Annotated in this window: 25 protein-coding genes and 2 pseudogenes; 6 read left to right on the forward strand and 21 right to left on the reverse strand. The window is 47.7% G+C overall.

The features are described 5' to 3' along the window. The first annotated feature begins 15 nt into the window (after positions 1-15). Positions 16-663, forward strand: coding sequence for a hypothetical protein (locus tag HV346_RS18715; protein WP_181620739.1), 648 nt, complete (start codon positions 16-18; stop codon positions 661-663). Next, entirely contained in the window at positions 660-938 is a 279-nt protein-coding gene (locus HV346_RS18720) for a hypothetical protein (RefSeq protein WP_181620740.1), read from the forward strand. Before HV346_RS18715 ends, HV346_RS18720 begins: the two co-directional genes overlap by 4 nt. A 394-nt stretch (positions 939-1,332) precedes the next feature. On the opposite strand, the gene HV346_RS18725 is transcribed toward HV346_RS18720, so the two are convergent. The 10 genes and pseudogenes from HV346_RS18725 to HV346_RS18770 all read right to left on the reverse strand — a co-directional run bounded on the left by HV346_RS18725 (position 1,333) and on the right by HV346_RS18770 (position 10,088). Beyond that, on the reverse strand, positions 1,333-3,519 hold the full coding sequence (locus tag HV346_RS18725) for a hypothetical protein (protein ID WP_181620741.1): 2,187 nt from the start codon (positions 3,517-3,519) through the stop codon (positions 1,333-1,335). Positions 3,520-3,784: 265 nt separating this feature from the next. Next, positions 3,785-4,204, reverse strand: a pseudogene (locus HV346_RS18730) (SAM-dependent DNA methyltransferase); the annotation flags it as partial. Between the two features lie 130 nt (positions 4,205-4,334). Continuing rightward, complete coding sequence (locus HV346_RS18735) at positions 4,335-5,288, reverse strand: DUF1281 domain-containing protein (RefSeq protein ID WP_181620742.1); 954 nt, start codon at positions 5,286-5,288, stop codon at positions 4,335-4,337. Between the two features lie 90 nt (positions 5,289-5,378). Further along, positions 5,379-6,371: a zincin-like metallopeptidase domain-containing protein gene (locus HV346_RS18740; RefSeq protein ID WP_181620743.1), complete on the reverse strand. Its 993-nt coding sequence runs from the start codon at positions 6,369-6,371 to the stop codon at positions 5,379-5,381. Positions 6,372-6,466: 95 nt separating this feature from the next. Further along, a complete protein-coding gene (locus HV346_RS18745; RefSeq protein WP_181620744.1) occupies positions 6,467-7,090 on the reverse strand; it encodes a hypothetical protein in 624 nt (207 codons plus the stop codon). Between the two features lie 81 nt (positions 7,091-7,171). Beyond that, positions 7,172-7,480: a hypothetical protein gene (locus tag HV346_RS18750; RefSeq protein ID WP_032676630.1), complete on the reverse strand. Its 309-nt coding sequence runs from the start codon at positions 7,478-7,480 to the stop codon at positions 7,172-7,174. A 154-nt stretch (positions 7,481-7,634) separates the two neighbouring features. Continuing rightward, positions 7,635-8,000, reverse strand: a complete 366-nt coding sequence (locus HV346_RS18755; protein ID WP_001003975.1) for a hypothetical protein — start codon at positions 7,998-8,000, stop codon at positions 7,635-7,637. Between the two features lie 88 nt (positions 8,001-8,088). Next, entirely contained in the window at positions 8,089-8,502 is a 414-nt protein-coding gene (locus tag HV346_RS18760; RefSeq protein WP_181620745.1) for a hypothetical protein, read from the reverse strand. 457 nt (positions 8,503-8,959) lie between these two features. After that, the gene (locus HV346_RS18765) at positions 8,960-9,205 is read right to left on the reverse strand and encodes a hypothetical protein (protein WP_181620746.1); all 246 of its coding nucleotides are present in this window, start codon (positions 9,203-9,205) and stop codon (positions 8,960-8,962) included. Then, positions 9,198-10,088 carry an integrase domain-containing protein gene (locus tag HV346_RS18770; RefSeq protein WP_181620747.1) on the reverse strand — a complete coding sequence of 297 codons (891 nt, stop codon included), beginning with the start codon at positions 10,086-10,088 and terminating at the stop codon, positions 9,198-9,200. Before HV346_RS18770 ends, HV346_RS18765 begins: the two co-directional genes overlap by 8 nt. 167 nt (positions 10,089-10,255) lie before the next feature. Here HV346_RS18770 and HV346_RS18775 point away from each other — a divergent pair, with 167 nt between their 5' ends. Next, positions 10,256-10,471 carry a hypothetical protein gene (locus HV346_RS18775; RefSeq protein WP_139764101.1) on the forward strand — a complete coding sequence of 72 codons (216 nt, stop codon included), beginning with the start codon at positions 10,256-10,258 and terminating at the stop codon, positions 10,469-10,471. A gap of 612 nt (positions 10,472-11,083) precedes the next feature. On the opposite strand, the gene HV346_RS18780 is transcribed toward HV346_RS18775, so the two are convergent. After that, entirely contained in the window at positions 11,084-12,181 is a 1,098-nt protein-coding gene (locus tag HV346_RS18780; RefSeq protein WP_181620748.1) for a hypothetical protein, read from the reverse strand. 338 nt (positions 12,182-12,519) lie between these two features. Here HV346_RS18780 and HV346_RS23320 point away from each other — a divergent pair. After that, a pseudogene (locus HV346_RS23320) lies at positions 12,520-12,753 on the forward strand (S24 family peptidase); the annotation flags it as partial. Between the two features lie 278 nt (positions 12,754-13,031). Here the strand turns inward: HV346_RS23320 and pcoE are convergent. From pcoE to pcoA, 7 genes are all read right to left on the reverse strand, one after another. Then, a complete protein-coding gene (gene pcoE / locus HV346_RS18785) occupies positions 13,032-13,466 on the reverse strand; it encodes a copper resistance system metallochaperone PcoE (protein WP_004388336.1) in 435 nt (144 codons plus the stop codon). A 215-nt stretch (positions 13,467-13,681) separates the two neighbouring features. Beyond that, positions 13,682-15,082 carry a copper resistance membrane spanning protein PcoS gene (pcoS, locus tag HV346_RS18790; protein WP_181620749.1) on the reverse strand — a complete coding sequence of 467 codons (1,401 nt, stop codon included), beginning with the start codon at positions 15,080-15,082 and terminating at the stop codon, positions 13,682-13,684. Further along, positions 15,079-15,759 carry a copper response regulator transcription factor PcoR gene (gene pcoR, locus HV346_RS18795; RefSeq protein WP_001188930.1) on the reverse strand — a complete coding sequence of 227 codons (681 nt, stop codon included), beginning with the start codon at positions 15,757-15,759 and terminating at the stop codon, positions 15,079-15,081. The genes pcoS and pcoR overlap by 4 nt, the downstream gene beginning before the upstream one ends. A 54-nt stretch (positions 15,760-15,813) precedes the next feature. Next, entirely contained in the window at positions 15,814-16,692 is an 879-nt protein-coding gene (gene pcoD, locus HV346_RS18800) for a copper resistance inner membrane protein PcoD (protein ID WP_229692861.1), read from the reverse strand. A gap of 55 nt (positions 16,693-16,747) precedes the next feature. Further along, positions 16,748-17,128 (reverse strand): copper resistance system metallochaperone PcoC, encoded by a 381-nt coding sequence (gene pcoC, locus HV346_RS18805; RefSeq protein ID WP_008455296.1) that lies wholly within the window; start codon positions 17,126-17,128, stop codon positions 16,748-16,750. A gap of 39 nt (positions 17,129-17,167) precedes the next feature. After that, positions 17,168-18,058 (reverse strand): copper resistance outer membrane transporter PcoB, encoded by an 891-nt coding sequence (gene pcoB / locus HV346_RS18810; RefSeq protein WP_001378118.1) that lies wholly within the window; start codon positions 18,056-18,058, stop codon positions 17,168-17,170. Positions 18,059-18,063: 5 nt separating this feature from the next. After that, on the reverse strand, positions 18,064-19,881 hold the full coding sequence (pcoA, locus tag HV346_RS18815; RefSeq protein ID WP_032668649.1) for a multicopper oxidase PcoA: 1,818 nt from the start codon (positions 19,879-19,881) through the stop codon (positions 18,064-18,066). 234 nt (positions 19,882-20,115) lie between these two features. On the opposite strand from pcoA, the gene HV346_RS18820 reads away from it, so the two are divergent. Together HV346_RS18820 and HV346_RS18825 are read left to right on the forward strand one after the other, a co-directional pair. Further along, positions 20,116-20,565 carry a copper resistance protein gene (locus HV346_RS18820; RefSeq protein WP_181620750.1) on the forward strand — a complete coding sequence of 150 codons (450 nt, stop codon included), beginning with the start codon at positions 20,116-20,118 and terminating at the stop codon, positions 20,563-20,565. 288 nt (positions 20,566-20,853) lie between these two features. Further along, complete coding sequence (locus tag HV346_RS18825) at positions 20,854-21,591, forward strand: peptidoglycan DD-metalloendopeptidase family protein (protein WP_000287502.1); 738 nt, start codon at positions 20,854-20,856, stop codon at positions 21,589-21,591. Positions 21,592-21,624: 33 nt separating this feature from the next. Here HV346_RS18825 and HV346_RS18830 read toward each other — a convergent pair whose 3' ends face one another. From HV346_RS18830 to HV346_RS18840, 3 genes are all read right to left on the reverse strand, one after another. Beyond that, positions 21,625-21,822: a DUF2933 domain-containing protein gene (locus HV346_RS18830; RefSeq protein ID WP_000843494.1), complete on the reverse strand. Its 198-nt coding sequence runs from the start codon at positions 21,820-21,822 to the stop codon at positions 21,625-21,627. Between the two features lie 40 nt (positions 21,823-21,862). Further along, on the reverse strand, positions 21,863-24,334 hold the full coding sequence (gene silP, locus HV346_RS18835; RefSeq protein WP_139153684.1) for an Ag(+)-translocating P-type ATPase SilP: 2,472 nt from the start codon (positions 24,332-24,334) through the stop codon (positions 21,863-21,865). 97 nt (positions 24,335-24,431) lie between these two features. After that, positions 24,432-24,872 (reverse strand): DUF411 domain-containing protein, encoded by a 441-nt coding sequence (locus tag HV346_RS18840; RefSeq protein ID WP_002436620.1) that lies wholly within the window; start codon positions 24,870-24,872, stop codon positions 24,432-24,434. Positions 24,873-24,916: the final 44 nt, after the last annotated feature.

Genomic DNA, 24,916 nt, shown 5'->3' on the forward strand with positions numbered 1-24,916 from the left:
CCGCAGGAGACTGATATGTCCAGTTTACCAACTGGTGAAAATATCAAAGCCATTGAAAAGCTAATTAGCGATGCCTCAGAGGTTATTGCAAAGCGAGAGCGCTCAGTCAGACGTGCAGAACGAAATCTGGAAATAGCCGAAGACCACCTTGCAGACCTGGAAAATCAGAGAGATGAACTCGTCATAGCGAGCTGGGGAGATGCTCCCAATTGGCATGGAATATTTAGTATGAGTGAGGATGCCTCAACTACCATGCGAGCATACCGTGATAAATGGGTCGGTACGATCGCAGGTCTGCGTCTAACTGCCTTCGGCAATATTTATACCGGACAGTCAGTTTACGGGGTTGGTTTCACAACAAAGTCTGAAGAAGAACTGGAGCAAACAATCCACATGGTGGAGTTTGTTCTACCGTATCTTATTGCTGATGAGCGAAAAGAAAAATCATTAATGATTTATAACTACCCCGCGGTGGACTGCTGCCACAGCTTCGTTTTTAATATTGAAACAGGTACATATGGCATCGCCACAGATCGCTTTATGTCACGTCAGGAAACGATGGAGTTTCCCTCACTGGAATTCGCACTTCGTCATCTCCAGGCAAACACCTTAATAGACGATGTAGATAAACTGAAAAGCCTGAACGATGAGGTGACGGAATGAAAGATGTGTACTGGGTAGTCGAAGCCAACGGGAAGGAAATTGGCGCTATGACACTGGATGAGTTTGAATACATCCACAAGTCCGTGAAGGCAAACTGGATGAACAGGATCGTTGCCGTTATCAGGTTTTTCTTTTTCCCTGCATATAAGAAAACAGGCCTGTACTGGCCTGAAATTGAAGAGGAAGTAAAAGCACTTTTGCAGGTCAGAACTGATGCTCCGCTAACCATTAAATTCGTTCGCGGAGAAATGCCATCTCAGATAAGACTACTATAAACGGCCAGTAGCAAGGTGGTGCCTCATCAACCATTCAATCCCTGTATCCAATGAAAAAGCCCCCGGGAGGGCTGAGGGATCCCCAGAAATATCATCAATACACCATGATGATGTTTCGCCATGATGATGTTTCGATAGGCCCTCGCCATATCGGCGTAAACACTGTCGGGGTTCATCCCCGACAGTATCCCCGGTGACTGGTGTTAAACATAGGTCTAAGACTACCTCTTATTTTAAGAGAGGCGAAGTGTCTGGTGACCTATGAGGCAAGTCTAGCGATTTCCAATTTGTCCATAGGTTACAATTCTATGTGGTGACATTTATGTATTTTTGTCACCACCTCGTTATCCAGCACGTCTATCACTATTGCTGACTTCAGGATGAGACGTTGCCATTAGTTTCCGAGCTGCTTCACCTCATTGTACAAGCTGTAAAGACGATGGGCAGACATATCAAGGATCGGCTCGTACATAAATGAGTTCAAATGTATGTTCTCTGGGGTCATCAGATTAACCTGATCCAATATGCGTATTATCTCCGTCTCGCCAGGAAGTATTTCAACATACTTATCAAACAATTCTCTGGTTTGATTTGATTCGATACCGTCCACAAATGTCTGGTCATTAATCTGAGTAATCATGAACTGCTCCGCTTTAAGTCGGATGGCCATTGCAACAATAACTTTGGATTCAAGCTCTGGTGACTCGCGGGCATCGTTTGATAATTCGTCTGCCTTTTGAAAGATTTTGTTAATCACATTTGATGTACTATCAGGCAGGATCAAGCCAGGTTCATTTACAAGTACAGCACGATATATATCTTGTAAATCCTGCACCGTGATGTTTCGACTATTTGTTTTTAGATGAAGCAATGATGTTAGTGTTAAGTAATGAGCTTCATGCCCACAATATTCAGCAAGATTTCTAACAAATGGAATACTGGCAAGCATATATGACTCATTCTGACGTAACCCATTTTTCCAAGCGACGAATACATCATTCTGATACTTTTCAGGATTAAGCTTTATTTCTGTGGATGTCTTGGTAGCCAGCATTCGCCGCTGACGCGCAACGCGGCTTCTACTACCAATTATTCGGCCACCTACAATTCTATGGAAATCGAAGTTATGCGTAAGAATCAAAAGATAGAAATGCGATACCTGCGCGATATCACGAAGATACTCAACGATTGCGTACTTATTCTTATAGTCGAAGGAGTCGGCAATATCGTCTATCACAATCAATACCGGTGCGCCAGCATTCTTTTTGGCTTCAATTTCAAAAAGAACATTCAGGATGTAAAGTGCACGCTTCTCGCCTTGGCTTAGAGTATCGAGTAAGGTTTCATGCTTAACCTTCTGCTGACCACCGCGCCCATCATCAAAGTCAAACTCAATAGATGGGGCCGCATTATTAAGAATGACATCATCTTGATTATCCACCCTAAGCTTGAATGGAACAGAAAATCGCTTGTTGAATATATCGACAACGCCCTTCCAAATCGTTTCCTGCTGCTTCGCCTGGTCAACGATGTATTTAACTTTCTCCTGATTCGATTTGTAGGTTGATACAAGGTCGTCCCAGGATGATTGATGTGAATGAAGATAGCTTATAATCAGCTTTTTCTTAAAGCTCTTTACATCCTTATACTCTGGCAACAACGCTTGGTGAACTGAAATAAAATCACGAAATGCCTGAGTCTCTTTTGTGGTTAGCTTTTTATCGACCTTGCTAAATTTTTCTTTCAGTTCGGGATTCTGAAAAACCTTATTCTCTTCTTCCTGTAAAATTTCATTCAATCGGTCTTTTGACGTTACTTCTTGCTTTTGACCATTAATTGAAAGATTGACGCTATGAGATGCATCAAAGAAACCTGTATCAGAGAGACTTTTTGAAACAGTTCCCGCTTTCTGGTGATTGAAATTCCTTGATAGAACCGCTGATTCGCTAATGAGCTTTTCATAGGTTTCCACATAATCACTCAGCTCCTGATCGAAACTGTCTGTGGCGGCGAGGTCCAAGACCTTTGGATTGAAAAGGTCTCCATATTTAAACTCGGCAAGGCTAGAATAATCTTGTGTATTCTGAGACTTCAATTCAGCTAAAAGGTCAAGAAACTCCTTTTCCGGTCGATCAAATGCTTCACAGATCAGTTCCGGAATCACTTTGTTCTGCTTTCCGGAGGACTTTGCCAAATCTTTTATTAGTAAGGCTCTTTTATCATCGACTTCTTTTAAGGCTTCGTCATAGTCGCGCTTTAGGGTCTCGTTAACCAATAGTGTGGAGACCTGCTTGGAGCTATAACTTTCGTCGTATGAATTAATGACCATTATCTGATCAGTAGCTGCAGGCAGACCATCCAAAGTGACAAGTCGTTTTGTTTCGCGATCAGGAAAGATAATGTCCTTTGACAGCTTGCCTTCTTCAATGTCCTTTAGTGTCTTGGCTAGGGAGGTTTTCAATGTTCCATTAGGCGCATACAACGAGCAAACGCCGTCAATGCCATCATTTCTGGTGAAGTCTAACTCCTTCACCAGTTTATTGATGCCGTAACAGTTCTGCAAATCCAATCCAAGCTTCATCTTGACTTCCTATTCAGATTATTCGTCCAAAAAACACAAGTAGCGACTCACTACTTCTCAAACATATCCGCTTGCAAACTCATCCATCGAGTTTGAGACAGTAGACTTCACATCGTCAACCAAAGCTTCAAAGTGTGCTTAGCTATTCATTTCCCCCTCCGACTCAATACCGTTCAGGAAGAAATCACTTCTGAGTATGGAGCGGTCTAAATTGTCACCATTGAAGCATGTGTGGTGTGTAATTAAAACATTGTATGTAACGTTTGCCACAGGCTGGCTCCGCCAGGGTAATAAAGGGTTTGTCCGCAAAATTATCAGCAACGTTGCCGAGCTGCATGCGCGCCATCATGATGCCCACATCCCATGGTGTGAAAAACTGACCACGATATTTATCACCCAGTTCAAGCTGCATGAAAACCTGTCCAAGAAAATCCCCCGGTGAATCATCCAGCCCATTGACAACATGGGCCAGCAATTCTGCCATACGGACTACATCCTTCTTTTCATAACGTGCAACTATGCGCAGATATTTCTGCTCCCGCTTTTCGCAGAAACTGAGGGCATTCTGAAGAGCAATAACGCTGCAACTGATGAAGTCTTCGAAAACCTGATGTCGATGGTGATAACGAGCAGTCTGGTTGAAAAGCGAAATGAACGCCTTTTCATGGTTTATAAGATTTTTCATGCATGCCTCCTTTAACGGGAAACACGCCCCTGACAGGGAAACAGTGTTTCCCGTCAGGGTGAAAAAAAGCCACAACAAGTGTTGTGGCCAGTATGTTGAACCGGTTAGCCGGGGTTATCCTGGTCTAGTGTCAGGCCCGAATGCTCCCGTATTGTGCCGCTGGCGCCGCATATGGCGTTACCGCGGTGGTTTCCGTAGAGACAAGGTACATTCTTGTTGTTTCACCGTTGCTCAGTTGCTGCATTTCTTCCGGCCAGGGGCCACTGTCAACGTGATCACCGCGGTCAAAACAGTTATATCCGGAAAAACCTTCATCCACTGATTTCCAGTAATGACGGATCTCACAGTCAAACAGCTCTGACATCTCACCCATAACCTCTCCAGATGGCGGGTACCAGGGGGTATCGAACGTCAGTAATATCGTGCCCAGTGATTCACGGCTCCAGTTGGCTTTATGACCAGCCGGGAACTCCACACCATACAGCTGCGTGTAAAGATCTGCAGTTGTGTTAAGCTCCCGGAACAAACCACTGTTACCGTTCAACTCAGTTGCAAGACGTGACGGCATTATCATCAGCATATCGCAGGGACAACTCGCGGCCGGCATTATACTGAGCCATTCCCAACGCTCCTGCGGATCGAACTGTTCCCCGAAGCTGGCAACACCAAACCAGTCAGCATAGTGAACAGCCATCAACTGGGACATTATCTGGCGCGATGAAACTGGAATACTCTCCCATTTAAGTGTTTCCAGGCCGGACTGAACCCAGATCTTCTCCATACGTGCAATAGTAGCGCTGTCGAGCCACGCATCCTTTTCCATTAATTCCAGGAAATGCTGGAACGCCTGGTTTGCCGAAGTAGAAGCCCCCGTACCGGCGGTCGTAAGCATCGGATAAGCAGTAAACTCTGTCGCTTTTGTTGGCTTAAGTATCCCGGCACATCCAGCAAGAAACAGCTTTATGGCCTGCCGTATGGCATGTCGATAACGCGGAGTTTCAGTGCCGGCAATCCAGGACTGCATCACGTCAATACAAACAGATTTCGCAGTGATTTCCAGACGGTTTTTGCACCATGAAAACATAGTTATTACTCCTCTTTAGTTTAGACAGAGGGCATCCCCTGAGGAGATACCCTCAGGGGATGCTGATGACCAGGGCCATCAAGTTTATTGTTAAGCAGCCTTGTTCTGTTCCGGTTGTCGGTTCAGTGGCTGCAGTAAAAAATCCGACGCTTCCCGGGCAAACCGGCAGGCGCGGAAAAAGGCTTTTTTATCGTCACGGAGTACCTTCAACCAACTGGCCAGATAGCTTTCATGTTGAACATCACCGTAAATACCCAGCTCTGCACAAAGAAAAGCACTGCCGGTTTCGGCAATAAGCTCCTCAAAGGCGTAAACCGGATCACCGAATTTTCGCGAAGAAGATGTTATCCCTTCACGGCTCAGGCGGCGGCTGTGGCCGGTTGCATGAACCAGTTCATGCAGTAGCGTGGACCAGTAATCAGCTTCAGAATTAAACTGTGAAGTCGTAGGCATCACAATTCGATCGGTTGATGGCTGATAATACGCCCGGTTTTGTCGGTACGATGTGCAAACCACACCGGTTGCATTCAGTACTGACAGTACCTGCCCCTGTTGTTGTTCACTGAGTATGGAATGCCGCTCCTCTTCTGCCTCTGTTGGCGGCATGCCGGCAACAGCATCCGGCAGTCCATCACACTGGGCGACATTGAAAAGTTGCAGCGGCTTCAGCATCGCAAGCGACTCCATGACGGGATTACCGTCTTTATCGAACAGCTTGTTATCGTTGCCATCCGTCGCCTGTTTCTCAAACGGTTTGTAGATGATGGCCATCGAGCTGGTTTCACCCTTGCGCACCTGACCACCCACGGCTTTCGCCTGCTGGTATGTCAGCCATCGATCGGATGGAAATCCCCGCTCTTCAGCAGACATCCACAGCAAGGGTATATTCACTCCGCTGTAATGGCGGCCGGTTGTGGCATTCACCGGTAACGCGCTGCCATGTACGTTCTGTGCAGAACGCCACGGCCGGCGCCACGGTGGAACTCCTTTTTCCAGGGCGGCAATGATTTTGTCGGTGACCTGCTGGTAAAGATCGGCTTTCTGAGCCGGCGCGGCCTTACGGCCGCGAATGGATTTGTTCATAAGGATGCAACCTGTAAAAAAGGGCGCATCCTCCCCGGGGCGGAAGAATGCGCCACCGGGAGTGGAAAAAAGTCAGAGATAGTCAGTAATACAACCTAGCGGCGGGTTGCCGCGTAACGGAAAGAGCCATCAGACATCACCTCGCTGACGCTGCTGCGTACGCTGCGAACCGCACTCTCAAACATCGCGCGATCAGCCGGTTTCGCCCGTTTACAGTCGAGACGGATTACCCTGTCAAGCACAGACAGCGCCTGTGAGCGCCAGCTCAGACGTTCCGCATTCCCTACACAGGCAGGTAAATGCCGGAGAGACTGATCGTAGAGCCAGCGAATATTGCTGCGATATTCCTCCACCAGGACATACACCTTTTCTGGCGGACGGGTCTCCTTACGAATTGTCATACCAGTCCCCAGTGGACCGGCCGATGGCATCATAAAAAGATCGTGGTATTCGTTCAGAACGGCGTCGAATTTGCTCTGCTCCATAAAGGTCTGAAAAGCGTATTCCTTCTCGGGAATTAACAGGTCTGCATTTTCCGACCAGTTTGCATCTTTCGAGGGATTACAACCTTCCGCCCATGCCCTGAGCCATTCGCCGGGGTTTCGGTCATCCGGAACCCGGATGTATATACCAAGGTTCTTTTCAAGCAGCAGTGGCCTTTGCATACCGCCCTGCTGTGATAAAAGAGGGCGTAATTCGGTTGAGGTAAAGCGAATCATCAGGACTCCTTAAATTAATAAGGAGGAGACCTCCCCTGGAGGGAAGGTCCCTCCGGGAAGTGTTAATCAGTCAGAACTGATTCAGTCGAAACGGTAACGCAGCCAGGCCATCTGCTGCGCCATCTGCCGTCCCGCCCGTAAAGCCTTACGTGCGGAGGCAAACTGACCGGCGCTGGCCAGTTGCTGATACTGCCAGTCACGCGAACTGTAGCCCGTTCTGCGTGAAATGATGGCGGTAAAACCCCCTTCAGACTGAACGACCTCGGCGCGGAAACTGCTGTGACCGCTACGGTTGGTGAACCATTCGGCCTGCTGCTGCCGCATTGCTTCTGAAATGCGGCTGAGGACGCGCGTGGTATGGGTGATAAACAACAGTATTATACTGCTCATGGTTTTCTCCTTAGTTAATGCGGAGAAAACCATCACCGCAGATGCAGGGAGGTTGTCCCCGCATGGGTTGGTACATCAGTTATAAGCTGGCTTCATTCAGAAAACACAGCCACTTCCGTATGGAGAAAGTCCCCATAGGGTTCAGTGCATCACGTCAAAAATCAGCATCGCTGCGTTCCATAGACAGAAAGGCCTCTTCGTCTTTGACTGCGCTTTTGTAGAAATATGTCCAGGCTTCTTTATCAATACCTTCTGCCATGCGGCAGAGGTCGTTAAAGAATGCCTCCCATGATCCCGGTATAAGTTTTCGAACATACAGTTCAGCCAGTTCCCGGGCAACAGAAGCCATATCCCAGACGTAATACGGAAAGCCGTCTTCATCTGTCCCGGTATTTAGGTCAAGGCGGCGAAGCGCTGCGATACTCAGCAGCTCGCCTTCAGCTTTAGCCAGTGCAACTTTGTGAGCATTACGCTCGCTGGCACGGATGTGAAAATCTTCGGTGAGAATTAACTCGTTCATAAAGGATTCCTTAAAGAGTTGTGGAATCCTGTCCCTGACTGGGACAGAAGTCCCGTTAGGGTGAGAAAATCTTCGACTAATAAGGCCGTCAGGCGATGTCTGAGAAATGGGCGCTCTGATAAAACATTTCGCGCAATTGCTCTGTAGCTTCGTCCAGCTCTTTTTCCTCGCGAGACCTGGTAACGCCCTGAAGAAAAGCTGTACTCCAGTGAAAACTGTGAACATCTGTCCCCAGAAGCGTAAGCTCGCTCACTGCTTCTTCGACAAAGGTATGTTTTATGAAGGCATGCTCAGTTGCAAAACCAACTGTATGCGCGACATGTCTGAGAAAAGTCAGGTAATCAGGAAGGCCGTCAGCAGGAACCTGAGGATCTGCGTCGACCATGAGTTTGTTATCCAGACGGTTAAGCTGAGTTTTTACGTAATCCACAATGATTTTTGCAGAAGCGGGTGAGTCACAACTCAGTAACGCGAGCGGATTGATCATTCTGGTGTAATGCATGGGTACGATTCCTTATGAAAAAAGGGAATCGTCCCAAAGGGAAAGTATCCCTCAGGGTGAGAATCAGGCCAAAAATGCCGGATGAGTAAATCAGGTGTTTGGTAGTGTGAAGTGAAGTAGAATAGGACCTTAACCTGTAATCAGGTTCCTGTTTGCAAAGGTTAAACAGGTTTGAACCGCCCGAAAGCGCCATCTCTCAGGTTATGATGGCATTGGCATGTGATTACCCGAAGGCGCCTGTCTCAAATCACTCAGGCATTGGCAGTTGTCAGAGACAACGTTAGCAAATTAAGCGTACACAATTCCCGCACCTCAGGCAATAGTGTCAACGCAAAGATCTTCCCACATTGTGGATTGAACCAGGACGATGAAGCCCTTAACGGGAAAGTCACTACTGCTGAGAATATCCTGAGAAAATGTGTCATGTTTAAATTGACCAGAAAAAAGGATCATATTTTTACATTTCATGAGCGTTTTCTTTTTCTCTCAGTGATTTCCTGAAAGTTTCAGACAGTGCGCCACGGATGAAATACAGACAGGCATAAGTACGGGTAAATTTGTCGCCGTAATGCGCATGAGCCTCCTGTGAACAGCCCACCTCGTAATGCCCCCTGTCGATAATACGTGAAATCCTTTCCTTCCATCCCAAAAACACACGACCAATAACCAAATCCTCACCAGAAACAAAAATGCTTTTACTCATTACCCTCTACCTTATTATAAACACGAGCCACGTAATGCCCCCTGCCATCGCCATGTCCCAAATCCATTGATGCCAGAGCCTGTGCCTCTTCTTTAGTGAAACCTCTTTTCATATGATAATTTATGACATCAACAGAGTAGGCATAGCGTAAACTATGAGGCGCATATTTTCCTGTTAATCCGGACTCACGGACAACATTGCGATAACGTTCAATAGCCGTATGTAATGATGGCTTATCAATCAACTTTCCATTATTTTCATTCAAGTGTTTAAGGGACGCATTGATTGCAGCCAGGGTTGACTCACGATCTAATACCGTTGTATCTCTTGGTCGTCCTCCTTTTGTCCCAAATACAACACGTATTTTTTCGTCACCATTGAGTAAAGCTTTTTTCCAGGTACGCAACGATTTAGCAGACTGTACTGTTTCTTCTGTTCTTAACCCGAGTAATCTGGATAATCTCATTGCACATGCAACGCCATCATCCTTTTGCTCTACACTCGTCAATACCTGCCGAAAATAAGCATCGGGAATAGCAACCTTAGTTCCATCCCGGCTCGTTTCCGAAATACCCAGAGCCTGATTGCTCAGTTTTTCATGAGAAGGATTTGCCATGAATGTTTTCCCCGCAACACGTAACAAAGCCCGGATAGCTGCCATTTCGTTCTGAAGTGTGCGTCTGGAAATATCTTCGGAAAGGCGGCTCTTCATATACAACTCGATATGCCCCGTCTTGATATTTTTAATATCTCTGACTTGAACATTAAGTTTTAATAAACGTTCGGCAAACCTGTCCGCAATTTTCATTCGGTCAGAAACGGTTTTAAAACTTCCCCCTGCCTGCCTGGCAAGTGTTTTAAGATTTTTATTCAGTTTTGCCATAAACAACCCTCCATTTAAACAGGTGTCAGTGCTTTTCCGTCTGCGTGAACGGAAAAGCACTGACACCGGCTGCGCCACAGCTACAGACGATGAATTTCACCCCGACGGCACGGTTTATGGTTGCGCTTCCTGCGTCTCGACAGATATCTGTGCATCGGGGCGGCGAAATGTTGAGTTATTGCGAAGCTCCCCAGGTCTCTGACCTGTTCGCGGTTTGCACCGGGCTGAAATTAATCAGTCTGCTTCCACACACCAGTATGTTGACTGGCGTCGCCATCGATATCGTGTCGATTTTCTCCTTTCAGAATGAAGTCCTTACCCGTTTTTACGGAAAAGACGTTTGGTTGATAAATGAACAAGCAGTGAATGAAGTACGTTTTTAAGGCCCTTAAAACCTTTAAGTACGTGTTGGTCAGTTGGTAAAAAAGTTGTCGAAATGGCAGTGCGTCAGCTCTGCCAGTTATGCGCTGCGCGCGTCACTTGGTACTCGTTTCACTCGTGCACAAGTGACGCCGCGCTCCTCTGCTCTCAATGCAGTCGTGGAATATGCCCAAATGTTCCAAATGGTCATACCCACACCGCAAAGTTCGCAATGGCCAGCAGCGTCATAAAAAGTGAAAACGATAAGAAAATTGCGACCAGACAACGGCTGCAAGACGTATCTGAAAAACAGATACAGAAGTGAAAGGGACCTTCATCGCCAGATTCAAACTGTATGCGATCTTCGTTTTCAAAGGGTAAACGAAGTTACCGCCCGAAGGCGCCACCTCTCAGGTCACGGTGGCATTGGCATGGCGATCACCCGAAGGCGCCTCTCTCAGATCACCGAGGCATTGGCATGTTGCATACAACGCAACGGTACAACGAGAAAGATATTAGATCGGAGCGTGATCCTTTATCAAGTTTTTATCTGTGACATGGAAGACGAGTCTGCAGGAAACCCTCCAAAATTTGAAGGGTTCCTTTAATGATTTACATGTAATCACTAGTCACCTTTATGAAGGATTCTCGACGATGAACTTATCATAAATATCGTCCAGACCAGTGGCCAGACTGTGGTAAAACTCCGTATGATATTTCCCATTACATGAATACTTTATAATCCATCCATATGAAAAATCTTTCGTTGTATATTCAATATCTAAAATTGTCACAGAACTACCGAATCGAAATAAACGTATAAGTCTGTTAAACCTGTTCAAATACTCAACTGGATTTATCTCTACATCGTAATTACTTTCTATATGCCCTATTCGTTCTGCAATGAACCAAGTTTCTGATAACATCCCTTTAATTGTTGATGGAAATAACCTACCTGCCATCAAACCATCAACAATCTCTTCATTGAATGATACGCCCTGGCAGTTTATTCTCGTCCTGACAGAATCCAAAAAATAAAAAATGAATCTTAAGTAACCACGACATTTATTATAATTCCATCTCTGGAATTCGCAAACTTCGTATTTTGTAAAAGATACACCATTAACCTTAGATGTATAACTTAATATGAATCCGACATACAACCTGGAATATTGTTCTTCAAGTTTCTCAGCTTTCTCAAAAGATACATTATTTGCCTTAACTACAGAAACCTTAAGATCAGAATGTCGGAATGATTTCTCCAACAACAGTAGCGAGAAACCATAGGAATCCTTATACCAGGTGTTATCCCGAGGAGAATATAACTCGTTTGTTTCTCCTATGATCCATTTATAATTAATCGAAAACCAGTTAGCTATCTCCTTAATCATATCCATTGAAAGAATATCAATAAACTTATCCGGATTTCGAATATGCGATAACTTGATCCCATAGCCGGAGAGCATTTTCGCCATATCAACTGTATTGATGTTATGCAATTCAAACAGCGACATAATCCTGTCATATATTCCTTTGATTTTGTTATCAGATGCTGGTTTCATTTCCATTGAAACCACGCCGTCAAGGATCATATTAATCACCTGAGAAAGTGAAACGCCAAGAGTCTCGCTTTGCGACTGCAAGTAGGCCTTTGTTTCGGGACGAAGTCGAACTGTAGTTAATTCCTTAACGGATGTATCTTCAAGTTGTGATATGCGATCTTCAGCAACCATATTCCCCGTTTTGATCAGGCTTTGTAGTAACTGTGTGAATCTGAACATGCCTACCCTCAAGTATGTGATTACATTTAAATAGACATTATCAGATATAAAAACCAAAATAAAGCATCAGAGTGATTACAAATTGATGCATTTTGCCTCTTTCACTGCTCTCCTTCCTACACCACATAGAGCCAGCAGGGGTTGTCAGGCATTTGTTACTCCTTTCTTCCATAGCTAAAATTTCCTGCGCAATAACAGGGCATTACCAATAACTCTGCTGATACAACTTGAAAGCGTCCAAAAAAGATTAATAATACTGTTTATTCATACAGTATTATTTGAGGTTTAGTATGCTTCGTTTTGTCCCAGCAGCGCCCAGCTCCGGGCCCTTTACCGCCCCCTTTTTCACTGAGCGATGCCCTGCCGGATTCCCTTCGCCGGCACAATATTACGTAAAAACGGAACTTGACCTGAATGAATACTGTATTCAGCGGAGGGGCTCGACTTATTTTGTACGAACCATAGGGAACTCAATGACGGACATTGGTCTACATTCAGGCGATTTGATGATTGTGGATAAGGCAGGACGGGTCAGTGAACTGCTGCTGTGGCGAGTAATACTGCGAGCGGAATAACCAACTTCAGTCAATACGGTTCTCGGCGCACGCTTACGTAGAAACTGCAAGTTACACGGGAAAAAAGGTTTATGCGGTTATCTAGCGTTGCGTGACTACGTTGGTCAGATGAATGCCATTCCCTTGACAGTTGAAAATTTATGAGAGAGTTAAAAAAACGCTCCCGGACGGGAGCGTAAGCCAGTGACTTCGGCGTCAAATGAGGGTCTAACAAGTGGAGCTGCGGGTTAATTCTGGGTGATCTGGCTGCGATGCTTTTCAGCCTGCTGCTGATGAATAACGGAAGATTGACCATTATTCGCCTTCTCATGCACAACAGCGGCTTTCTCATGCTCGTTCATTTCGGAAAATGATTTTGCTGTTTCGTTAGAAGCTGCTGGCTTGGATTTCATCATTTTTTTATGCATTTCAGCCATGTCCTGATGGGCAGCAGAATTGCCGTTTTGCATCATTTCATGGGACATTGCGGCCTGATCGTGACCGCTCATATCCATCATTTTCATGCTCTCCCCCTGAACTGCACTTTTTTCAGCGGATGATTGCATCTGATGGGCAGGCGCCTGGGCATTATTTACCTGGTCATGCATGTTCATTGTCTCTGCAGCCCAGGCAGATGAAGCGACAGCCATCATGGCAATAAAGGATACAAGGATCTTTTTCATGGTTGGGTCTCCGGTGTTTTCATACCCGAACAATCAATGCTTATAACAGAGAAAGCATTTGATCTCAGGGCTGGTTGATCATCACGCCAGGAACCGGGCGATTGAATTATCACGCTGTCCTGATTTATGGCTGATTATAAAAAACCGCCTCTGTTTATCGCGTGACTGAACGATGACATTTTTGTCACCTTCCGGGTTTCTCCTGAATAACGGTATTAATCCATTAACAGACGCACACTGAACACAATTTCCCGCCCCTGCTGTTCTGCTGACAGCTCGCCGCCGTGAGCATGAATGATCGACCTTGTAATTGATAATCCCAGCCCCGCGCCTTCCGTGTTGTAGAACCTTGATGAGTCTGCGCGATAGAACCGGTCAAACAAACGTTCCAGATTAGCGGGAACCTGGCCGGACATCGTATTCGTAATCATCACGTTCACACAGTCACTGTCACGCTCAAGGTGTATCGCTGTACAGGTGTTATCGGGAGAATACTTGATTGCATTGGAAAGCAGGTTACTGAAAGCACGTCGGAGCATATCGCTGTCTCCGGCAACAACGCCCTCTCCTTCAACCGTGATTGTCTTTCCTGTTTCGTCTGCCAGGGGCTCGAACAACTCACGTAATTCATTCAGTTCGGCTGCCAGATCCACATCATGTTTATCCAGCCGCAGCAGACCATGCTCTGAACGTGCCAGAAAAAGCATGTCACTGGTCATTCGTGACAACCTTTTCAGTTCTTCCAGGTTAGCGAATAAAATTTCGCGGTAATGCGAAACATCCCTTTCCTTAGCCAGTGCAAACTGCGTCTGCATCATCAGATTACTGACTGGTGTGCGCAGCTCATGCGCGATGTCAGACGAGAAATCTGACAGTTTCCGGAATGCCCCCTCCAGGCGATCAAACATATTATTGAACTCCTGCATGGTCTCAGAGATTTCCGGCGGAGCCAGATCGGGATTTAGACGCTGATCCAGGCTGTGTACAGTCATGGAGGAAGCCAGACTGGTCATTTCCCGTAACGGTTTCAGACCAATACGTGTGGTCAGCCAGCCCAGAAAAACAGAAATAAAGACCAGACCGATATTGAACCAGAACAGCCAGGTACTGAGTTTGTCCATAAACAGGGTGTGATACCCAGTATCCGTGGCAACCGTAATGATGAAATGTTTGCTTTTACCCTGTTCCGGCGTCACGGCAACCCGCCGCGAGATACTGCGGTACACGGTGTTATTTTCTTCCGTCTGGATCATATAGTCGAGAATATCACCCGACTTGTTAAGCAGGACCGCTGGAACAACAGAATTGTTGGCATAGAGTTCAACAATTTTTTCATTTTCCATGTTTTTTATAGAAATGAATAAGCCATTGTGCCCCACCATCGCATCGTTTATTTTTTCTGATAATGACTTAATATCCGTTTTGTTCCTGAACGTCTCTGTTTTAAGAAACTCTTCGGTGAGCTGAAGTTTACCTGTCAGAAAATCGCGGTCCTGATTATCGAAATAGCCATTCAGGGTGCTAATCAGGATAAAACTTGATAACCACCATACCGTAAGCATCACCGCAGAAAAAATCAGGCTCAGGCGTGTGGTCAGGGAAATTTTGAACCTCACTCTTCTCTGATCTCCAGGACATATCCGGCACCGCGAACGGTATGGATCAGTTTTGGCTCAAAGTCATCATCAATTTTACTTCTCAGACGTCTCACGGCGACATCAATCACATTCGTATCACTGTCAAAATTCATGTTCCAGACCAGGGACGAGATAAGACTCCTGGGTAACACTTCTCCGGTGCGTTGCAGCAGCAACTCAAGCAGAACGTATTCTTTACCGGTGAGATGGATCTTCTTCCCCGAACGGATCACGGTCCGGCGCACCATATCAACGGTCATATCGGCGATGGTGCAGACTGTTGCGGCCTGCGAGCGTGCCCGGCGCAGTAGGGTTCTTACACGTGCAACCAGCTCCGTAAAATCAAAGGGCTTAATCAGGTAGTCATCTGCGCCAAGCTCCAGTCCTTTCACTTTGTCCCGCACGTTGTCCTTTGCGGTTAAAAACAGGACCGGTTCTTCGTGCCCGGACTCCCTCAGTGCGCTGATGATTTGCCACCCGTCGAGGAAAGGCAGCATCACGTCCAGTATTATCAAATCATACTGTCCCTTCGACGCGGCCCCGAGACCATCGCGGCCATTATTAAAGAGATCGGCCTGATAGCCTTCCTCAACCAGTCCCTGCTGCAGGTAACGACCTGTTTTTTGTTCGTCTTCAACGATTAAAATACGCTGCATGGTCAACTCGCTGATATGAAAGTAAAAATCTCACGCATGAGCTTTGGCTGTCCCCTAGCTGACCTGAGACGGAGCAAGCATTCCGAGCCACGCTACGGCGCCCAAAATGATAATCGCAACAACGAATTCTGTCAGGATGCTGTTTCGCATCAGGGCAACGCTGCGATCATAATTCCCTTCCCTGACCATAACTTCAAGCCGGGGACCCAGGTGAAACCGGTTTGCTGCAGCCAGAAGAAGCATCAGAACAAACAGAGCCGTCTTGGCAAGCAATATCCTCCCCCAGGAACTGTTGAATAAGGGAGTTAAGTTACCCTCAGCAATATACAGATAGTTGACCAGCGCACTCAGGATCAGGGCTACAACAATCACCGTTCCTGCCGTGGCAAATTTTGCCAGGGAGTCAGATATCACAATGACGCTCTGTGCATTATGCTCGTTTCTGCGCATCAGCAGGATAGCAAATGCAACCAGAGCACCTGTCCAGGCACCTGCAGCGCCGAGATGGGTCAGATCGCTCAGTAAATGGAGATAGTAATGCAGACCGTCATGCATAACGGCGTGTCCTCCCCAGGCAAGTGTAGCCAGCGCCACGCCCCCACTCATCGTCATCAGCAGGCAGGACAATACTCTCTTATTAGTGTAAAGGAACAAAGCACCGAGTGTGGTAAACAGGGCACAGAGCCTGACAATCCAGCTAATACCCACATCAGTTTCTTCTATCACCATCTCGATAACATGGATGGATAATTCTCTGAGGTCAGTTACTCCACTCATGGCATTAGATACCAGGAGCATATTAATGCCAGTAAGAATGATGCCTGTAACAACAGCAAAGGTTATAAACGACCTGAAATTAGTCAGGTTATAGGTTTCATGTCTGACACCGCTTATTCCATATATCTGAAAAAATGGCAATCCAAATATTACCATCAAATCCAGATAAAGAAGAAAACGAATAACAATCATAATCAGGTCGTTCATAATATTACTTCACTGTAAAGGTGTAATTACCGGTAATAGGGTGCGTATCTGAAGAAACCGCGCGCCAGTCAACACGATAAGTGCCAGCGGGTAAAGGCTCTCGCGGAATAATGACCATCGATTTAGGGTCAGCGCCTGGCGCCACTTTTGCCGCGACCGGCATCGGAGAATGTGATGACATGCCTTTCATACCCGTCATCGTTAATTTTGCACCTGAGAATTTCACGGTCAGATTTTCCGAGAAATTAAGCTGAATCTTTTCCGGGGCCGCTACGGCTGAATCAGCCTGTGGCACAGAGCTTTTTAATTCCGGATGGGCCATAGCAGAGAAAGCAACGCCCATAACGAGGCCACCTGTAAGAATGGCTTTATGTAAAATCGACATTTTATTTACCTGTTTAGTTGAGTGTTTTATATCAGTGCGTTAAAACCAGATTCTGGCTCCCGCCAGGAATACTACCTGATGGTCTTTCTCACCTTCTCTTTTCGCCATATCGGATGTTTTCCCGTAAAGTTGATTCCAGGAAACGCCTATATAGGGTGCAAACTCACGGCGTATTTCATAGCGCAGCCGGAGCCCCAGCTCTGTGTCAGTCAGTCCCCTGCCGCGACCCCGCGATTCATCATCCTGACTGTAGAAATTCACCTCATAGGATGGCTGGAGTATGAGCCGGTTAGTCAGTAAAACGTCGTATTCTCCTCCCAGACGAAGGGCTGCTTTTCCGCCATTACTGACAAAACCCGTAATTTCAGACTCAAAATTATAGAGTGCCAGCCCCTGAAAACCGACAGCAGCCCAGGTCCGGGCAGAAGCAGGTCTGAAATCCTGCCTGACACCCGCAACCAAATCCCACCATGGGCCAACCGCATGTCCCCAGAGTAACTGCGCTTCAGCCGCCTCCGTTTCCCCATTGCTTCGTTCACCTTCACTCTTTAGCCAAATCCGATCTGTGTCGCCTCCAATCCAGCTGTTAACACTCCAGCTGAAATTGTTGGTGTTATCCGACCGTTGCCATTCCAGTTGATCCAGCAGAACCAGATAATTAATCGCACTGTCGTGAATCGCATGCCCCTGTAAATTGCCGAATGCAGCCTTCCGGTCGGCATCGGTAACAGGCGGAATTGGCGTTCTGCTCTCAGTTACAATGGGCTCCATTGACGTCATCTCAGTGAAATTCTCATCTGCTGGCATCTGCATGGCAGACATGTCGTGCCCGGCGTGGGGATCTGCAGAGACGGAGCCCGCCGCAATAGAAAGCTGTGAGGTAAACAAACCGGCGACCAGAACAGGTATGGCCTTCAAATTTCTCTTCATTCGCATCATTCCTCCACCCGGACTTCACGAAACATTCCCATTTCCATGTGATAGAGCAAATGGCAGTGATACGCCCAGCGGCCAAGCGCATCTGCTGTCACTCTGTAACTGCGTTTTGTACCAGGGGGAACATCTATTGTGTGTTTACGAACCATGAAATTACCGTTTTCATCTTCCAGATCGCTCCACATACCATGCAGGTGAATGGGGTGAGTCATCATGGTATCGTTGATCAGCGTGATCCTGAGCCGCTCACCGTATTTCAGCAGCACCGGTGCGGCATCTGAAAACTTGATTCCGTTAAATGACCAGGCAAACTTTTCCATGTGGCCGGTTAAATGCAGTTCTATGGTACGGCCAGGTTCACGTCCGTCAGGATCCTCAAAGCGGCTTTTCAAATCCGCGTACGTGAGAACCTTTCTTCCGTTATTTCGAAGACCAATACCCGGATCATTTAATTTCGGAGAGACGCTCATCGCCTGCATATCAACCAGTGGGTTATCCGTTTCTGACGCAGGATGACTTTGCATACCCGGCATTCCGGCCATCCGGGAATGATCCATACCGGCCATGCTGCTGTGATCCATGGGCGCGGAGGATGTCCCGCTATCCGGAAGGTCAGCACCGTCCATAGACATCATCTCTCCGCTGTTATCCATGCCTCCCATCTGGCTGTGGTCCATTCCTGCCATATCATGTCCCATTCCCCCCATACCCATATCTTCCATGGTCAACAGAGGACGGGGATCGAGGGGGGGAACGGCAGCACTTAACCCCTCTCTCGTGGCCAGTGTCCCTCGAGCGTAACCGGTCCTGTCCATGGATTGTGCGAAGATGGTATAGGCCTCACCCTGAGGCTCCACAATGACATCATAGGTTTCGGCAACGGCAATCCTGAATTCGTCAACGGTAACCGGGTTTACATACTGGCCATCTGCAGCCACGACCGTCATTTTCAGCCCGGGGATACGGATATCGAAATAGGTCATTGCCGAGCCGTTGATAAACCGTAAGCGTATCTTTTCACCGGGACGGAACAGTCCGGTCCAGTTTTTCAGCGGGGCCTGCCCGTTCATGAGATAGGTGTAGGTGTAGCCACTGACATCCGCGAGGTCAGTCGGATTCATTTTCATTTCAGCCCACATTTTCCGATCGGCAATGGTGGCTGACAGCCCCCTGGTATTCACGTCGCGGAAAAAAGAGCCAACGGTTGGTTTATTGAAATTGTAGTAATCCGACTGTTTTTTTAATTTTTTCAGCAGGCTGTGAGGATTTTCATCGGTCCAGTCAGACAACATGACCACATGCTCACGATCGTAAGCAAACGGTTCTGGCTCCCTGGCATCGATGATAATGGCACCGTATACCCCCTCCTGTTCCTGCAGACCGGAATGGCTGTGGTACCAGTAAGTCCCGTTCTGCTTAACCTTAAAGGTGTAAACGTAGGTATCATCAGGCTCTATGCCCCTAAAACTCAGCCCCGGAACACCATCCATATTGGCCGGAAGAATAATGCCGTGCCAGTGAATGGACGTCTGTTCATTAAGACGGTTTTTGACCTTCAGGGTAATGGTGTCACCTTCTTTCCAGCGAAGAACGGGCCCCGGCAGGCCTCCATTGATTGTTTTGGCCTGACGCTCACTGCCCGTGATATTGACGGCCGTTTCACCAATGGTCAGGTCAAACTGAGTACCCTGCAGGGATGCGGCAACTGGCAGGCTCAGACTGGAACGCGCATTGAAACTCCATACGCCAAGACTTCCGGCTACGCCAGAGAGGGTTAACCCCTTCAGGAAAGTTCGTCGAGACGTTTTCAACAGCATGCGCGTTCCCTTATTTAAAGTATGGTTACTGACAGAATTCGAGAACCGATTTAAATTAAATTACTGGTTCATCCTCTTACAATGAAATGAAGCTAGCACACCTTAAGAAACAAATTCATTACAATCGTGTAATGTACATAGCTGTATTACATTTACGTCATCTTCCCCACAGGTTGATTATTTTTATATATGATCGTAAGGACAACTTTTATGTACCTCAGAAGGTAATTACACATGAATATATTAATCACGACCACTGCGTTTACAGCTTTATTTTGTGGGGCAGCTTTTGCTCAGTCCAGTGATATTGCCCATGAAGCACATCGTTTTGTTAATAATGCCTCAGCCGTCAGTCATGTGAATTCCTCGACGCATGAAAATTTGCCGGACAGGATTAATAAAAACAGCACACCCTCATTCTCTGAAATGAATGAACATGAAAGGGCCATTGTTGCTCATTCATTTATGAACAACAGCGCGTCCTATGCACATCAGAAAATGATTGAGGAACATAAAAAAATGCTGTCCGACAGTGGTGCAAATTCAAAGACCTCGTCTTCTTCTTTTAACGAACTGAATGCCGGAGAAAAAGCCGCTCTCGTGCATGAGCAGGTCAATAATGCCGGTGCGGAAGCACATCAGACGCAGGCAAGAAAGCTTCGCGGGCTGTATTCGACCAGGTAACTGCAGGCGGGTTAGTGCTTAGCGTCAGGTGCGCAGCAGGGCTTTACTGACGGGTTACGTAGCAGGACATGAGCCCCATATTGCTCTGCCGTAACCTGTTTCAGTCCCGTTAATCATCACCGTCGGGCTGGTCATACAGTTCCCAGAGCTTCAGGAGCAAACGGGAAACAAGATATGTTACAAAAATGACGACCATCAACGGTGCTCCCGATTAACTGACAGATGACACGCCTCCTGAAAACCCCTAGCATACGCCGCAGTGTTCATGCTAACGGCGAATTCCAGTAAATGTATTCTACCGATGTCGTAAAAGAAAATGCCTACCTTTCAGCCACCCGCTCGGGGCTGGAATCGAACGAGATCGCTACTCTTCAGCGCTCCTTGCCTTCCCGGTTTAATCTGCGGCATTTGAAAAAAAATGAATCATTAAAACTCGTACTGCAAAAGAAAGCGGGAAAATCACGTGTCGTGGCCTATAAATTTACGTCCGGTTCATTTAATTACACGGCGTATCGTATATCAGATAAAAAGTTCTATAACCTTTCCGATACTTCCGGGAAAGGCAGTCTCGATTATCCGTTACCGGCCACAGCAAGACTCAGTTCGCCTTTCAATCCTGCAAGACTTAACCCGGTATCGGGAAAAGTAAGTCCCCATAATGGCATTGATTATTCCATGCCCATGAACACGAAAATAGTCAGCGTCATCGACGGAAAAATCACCCGGGCCGAATACAACAGTACCATGGGATATTTTGTTGAAGTAACGGGAAAAGCCGGTGTTAAAACTCGCTATCTCCACCTCAATAAAATACTCGTTACTAAAGGGGCCAGGGTTACACGGGGAGGTGCTATTGCGTTATCCGGTAACAGCGGACGTTCATCCGGTCCTCATCTGCATTACGAGCTGGTCATCAATAACAACCCTGTTAACTCTCTGGCGTTCCGGGCAGCGGCACCCGCTGATAACAAACTCGAACAGCATGCCTTTGCGCATGTCAGAGACTACGAACGATACCTGGACTGATAACGGGACCGCGACGCGGCCCCGTCTGCCGGATTAATTTTTTTTATCGTTTTCACTTCCGTGATGTTGATGATCTCCATGCCCTCCGTGGCCGTGGAAAAGATGCATTAGCGGGCAGACCAGCAATAACAGATATGGCCAGTAACCTGCCACATGTGACCAGTGTTCGCGCAGGAGGGCAAATGCCGCGATCGCGGCGACAGCAATAAGCGCATAGGTGGTACTTTTCATACTGGACTCCTTCTGTTCGTAACTGACCCTTCACTCAGTGTTATTTCCCGAGCCTGACACTTTTCAGACGCAACGCATTCACAATGACGCTGACGGAGGAAAGAGCCATGGCCGCCGCCGCAATAACTGGCGACAGCAGTATTCCATACACAGGATAAAGCAGACCTGCAGCCACAGGCACGCCAAGTGCGTTGTAGATAAATGCAAAAAACAGATTCTGTCGGATATTTTTCATGGTGATCTCTGACAGATGACGGGCCCTGTTCAGTATCATCAGGTCGCCTTTGAGAAGGGTGACTCCGGCACTTTCAATTGCCACATCTGTACCCGTTCCCATGGCTATGCCCACGTCAGCCGCTGCCAGCGCCGGGGCATCATTTACACCGTCCCCCGCCATCGCAACCACATGACCAGACGCTTTCAGTCGGGTTATCACTGCTTTTTTGCCGTCAGGCAGAACCCCGGCTTCAACCTCATCTATTCCCAGTTTCCGTGCGACTGCTTCAGCAGTAAGCTGGTTATCCCCGGTGAGCATAACAATGCGGATCCCCGCCTGACGCAAAGCTTTAAGCGCATCCGGCGTGGTTGCTTTCACGGGATCCGAGATAGCTATCAGGCCTGCAAGGTACCCATCTGTGGCCACATAGATAACGGTAGCGCCTTCCATCCGCAACGTATCCGCAACGGCCTTTTGATTATCAATAACGATACTGTTTTCCTGCATAGCCAGTTCATTACCAATAACAACCCGTTGACCTTCAACATCGCCTGAAACACCTTTCCCCGACGGAGCATTGAAATCACTGACTGCGGGTATCATGATCCCCCTGTGCTGGGCTGCCCGGACTACAGCCATACCCAGCGGATGCTGCGAGCCTTTTTCCACTGCGGCCGCTACACGTAAAAGAGATGCTTCCCCACCCGGATTGAGACTGATAATCCCTGTCACCGTCGGCGAACCTTCCGTGAGCGTGCCTGTTTTGTCGACAACCAGCGTGTCCACTTTTTCAAGACGCTCAAGGGCTTCGGCATTCCTGATTAACACCCCGGCCTGGGCTCCTTTGCCCACCCCCACCATTATCGACATCGGCGTGGCCAGCCCCAGCGCGCAGGGACAGGCAATAATCAGGACCGACACAGCCGCAATGAGACCGTGCGCCATCCTGGGCTCGGGCCCCCAGACAGACCAGATCATGAAAGCAACAACCGCGATAAGTATCACCAGAGGAACAAACCAGCCTGAAACGCTGTCAGCCATTCTCTGGATGGGGGCCCGCGAACGCTGTGCATCAGCGACCATCTGAACAATTCGTGAGAGCATCGTTTCATCACCGACTTTCTCTGCACGGATGATAAGACTACCTGTCTGATTAATGGTCCCCCCGATGACAGGGTCACCCTCCGTTTTGGTAACAGGCATAGATTCCCCGGTCACCATCGATTCATCAACGGTTGTTTTGCCTTCGACCACGATACCGTCGACCGGAATACTCTCTCCAGGTCTGATGCGGAGCTTATCGCCAGGCAGGACATCTTCCGCATTAATATCCGTTTCATGACCGTCTTGATCCAGCCGCCTGGCGGTTTTGGGGGCAAGGTTAAGAAGCGCAGTAATGGCACCTGAGGTTTGTTCCCTTGCCCGCAATTCAAGGACCTGTCCCAGCAGAACAAGCACCGTAATAACAGCTGCGGCTTCAAAATAAATGGCCACCAGGCCATCCATGTTTCTGAACGATGCAGGAAACCAGGAGGGGAAGACGGTTGCAATGACGCTGTAAACCCAGGCTACGCCGGTCCCCATTGCAACAAGGGTAAACATATTCAGGGAGCGGTTACGTAACGACATTCCGGCCCGGGCGAAGAATGGCCAGCCACACCACAAAACGACAGGAGAGGCCAGAAGTAACTGCAGCCATGTGTTGTACTGTGGCGGTACTGTATTCCTCAAAGCGGGAAACAGATGAGAACCCATTTCGAGTATCAGAACCGGAAACGCCAGCAACAACCCCAGCCAGAAGCGTCTTGTCATGTCGCGAAGTTCATCACTCGTCCCCGTGGATGCCGTAGCTACGAGCGGCTCCAGTGCCATTCCACAGACAGGACAGCTTCCGGGACCACTACGGCGTATCTCCGGATGCATCGGACATGTCCACACACCTTCAGAAATCTCTTTCTCCGCCTGGCGGTGAGACTGTTTTATCTTATCAGGGCTGACTTCATGGTGGTCGTGGTGATGGTGATGTTCACTGGCATCTTCGGTAAAATAATGATCGGGATGGGCTTTAAATTTGCTCTCACAGCTGGCGGAGCAGAAATAAAGCTGATGGTCCTGGTATCGAATGCTGCTGTGCGCCTTGTCAGGCAGGATGACCATCCCGCACACGGGATCTCTCACCTTATGCAATGCGTGACTCTCGTCCGGGGATGATGTCTGCTCAGAAGCAGTCTGGTTGTTATGTTCCACTGCATTGTCATTTTTCACAGTAACTCTCCTTATGCATATCTGAAGCATTTTCTGTCTTCAGGATATGTCATGGATGCGATTACCACGAATGCCGCCGGCATAAGAGTGCCTGCTGCCGGCGTCCCGTTATCAGCCGTTCCGCTGACTATTCGATTCGCTGGAAGACTTTTTTACTGCCCTCCGGTGAGAATGCGATAACATCGTAAGCCTCTTTTCGGGCCCCCATCTCCATTCCCGGACTTCCTGCTGGCATACCGGGGGTGGCGAGACCGTATATACCCGAACCAGACTGCATGGCCTTATGTATCGTTGCCGCAGGCACATGGCCTTCAATGATCAAATTACCTACAACCGCGGTATGACAACTTCGTAGTCCAGCAGGAACAGCATGCTTTTCTTTCAGGGCTGACAGCGCCTGATCATTCATGACGTGAGTTCGCACTTCGAACCCGTCTTTTTCCATCGCCTTGCCCCACAGGGAACAACAGCCACAGTTTTCAGATTTGTACATATCAATGACTTTTTCACTCGCCATTGCAGGCAGTGACAGGCCGAGAGCCAGGGCCATTAGAACCACTTTTTTCATACTCACCTCTGTATATTATCGATATAAACCCTGACGTCAGGGTG

Source organism: Enterobacter sp. RHBSTW-00994 (assembly GCF_013782625.1).
Classification (GTDB): domain Bacteria; phylum Pseudomonadota; class Gammaproteobacteria; order Enterobacterales; family Enterobacteriaceae; genus Enterobacter.

Excerpts from the sequence above, each read along its gene's own strand:
- silP (WP_139153684.1), bottom strand. The coding sequence starts at position 24,334 with ATGCTTCAGATATGCATAAGGAGAGTTACTGTGAAAAATGACAATGCA.
- HV346_RS18750 (WP_032676630.1), bottom strand. The coding sequence starts at position 7,480 with ATGAGCAGTATAATACTGTTGTTTATCACCCATACCACGCGCGTCCTC.
- pcoR (WP_001188930.1), bottom strand. The coding sequence starts at position 15,759 with ATGCAGCGTATTTTAATCGTTGAAGACGAACAAAAAACAGGTCGTTAC.
- HV346_RS18760 (WP_181620745.1), bottom strand. The coding sequence starts at position 8,502 with ATGCATTACACCAGAATGATCAATCCGCTCGCGTTACTGAGTTGTGAC.
- HV346_RS18715 (WP_181620739.1), top strand. The coding sequence starts at position 16 with ATGTCCAGTTTACCAACTGGTGAAAATATCAAAGCCATTGAAAAGCTA.
- pcoA (WP_032668649.1), bottom strand. The coding sequence starts at position 19,881 with ATGCTGTTGAAAACGTCTCGACGAACTTTCCTGAAGGGGTTAACCCTC.
- pcoB (WP_001378118.1), bottom strand. The coding sequence starts at position 18,058 with ATGAAGAGAAATTTGAAGGCCATACCTGTTCTGGTCGCCGGTTTGTTT.
- HV346_RS18825 (WP_000287502.1), top strand. The coding sequence starts at position 20,854 with ATGTATTCTACCGATGTCGTAAAAGAAAATGCCTACCTTTCAGCCACC.
- pcoC (WP_008455296.1), bottom strand. The coding sequence starts at position 17,128 with ATGTCGATTTTACATAAAGCCATTCTTACAGGTGGCCTCGTTATGGGC.
- HV346_RS18775 (WP_139764101.1), top strand. The coding sequence starts at position 10,256 with ATGTTGAGTTATTGCGAAGCTCCCCAGGTCTCTGACCTGTTCGCGGTT.
- HV346_RS18780 (WP_181620748.1), bottom strand. The coding sequence starts at position 12,181 with ATGGTTGCTGAAGATCGCATATCACAACTTGAAGATACATCCGTTAAG.
- HV346_RS18755 (WP_001003975.1), bottom strand. The coding sequence starts at position 8,000 with ATGAACGAGTTAATTCTCACCGAAGATTTTCACATCCGTGCCAGCGAG.
- HV346_RS18765 (WP_181620746.1), bottom strand. The coding sequence starts at position 9,205 with ATGAGTAAAAGCATTTTTGTTTCTGGTGAGGATTTGGTTATTGGTCGT.
- HV346_RS18740 (WP_181620743.1), bottom strand. The coding sequence starts at position 6,371 with ATGAACAAATCCATTCGCGGCCGTAAGGCCGCGCCGGCTCAGAAAGCC.
- HV346_RS18745 (WP_181620744.1), bottom strand. The coding sequence starts at position 7,090 with ATGATTCGCTTTACCTCAACCGAATTACGCCCTCTTTTATCACAGCAG.
- HV346_RS18820 (WP_181620750.1), top strand. The coding sequence starts at position 20,116 with ATGAATATATTAATCACGACCACTGCGTTTACAGCTTTATTTTGTGGG.
- HV346_RS18720 (WP_181620740.1), top strand. The coding sequence starts at position 660 with ATGAAAGATGTGTACTGGGTAGTCGAAGCCAACGGGAAGGAAATTGGC.
- pcoD (WP_229692861.1), bottom strand. The coding sequence starts at position 16,692 with ATGGTAATATTTGGATTGCCATTTTTTCAGATATATGGAATAAGCGGT.
- HV346_RS18725 (WP_181620741.1), bottom strand. The coding sequence starts at position 3,519 with ATGAAGCTTGGATTGGATTTGCAGAACTGTTACGGCATCAATAAACTG.
- HV346_RS18840 (WP_002436620.1), bottom strand. The coding sequence starts at position 24,872 with ATGAAAAAAGTGGTTCTAATGGCCCTGGCTCTCGGCCTGTCACTGCCT.
- HV346_RS18830 (WP_000843494.1), bottom strand. The coding sequence starts at position 21,822 with ATGAAAAGTACCACCTATGCGCTTATTGCTGTCGCCGCGATCGCGGCA.
- pcoE (WP_004388336.1), bottom strand. The coding sequence starts at position 13,466 with ATGAAAAAGATCCTTGTATCCTTTATTGCCATGATGGCTGTCGCTTCA.
- HV346_RS18770 (WP_181620747.1), bottom strand. The coding sequence starts at position 10,088 with ATGGCAAAACTGAATAAAAATCTTAAAACACTTGCCAGGCAGGCAGGG.
- HV346_RS18735 (WP_181620742.1), bottom strand. The coding sequence starts at position 5,288 with ATGTTTTCATGGTGCAAAAACCGTCTGGAAATCACTGCGAAATCTGTT.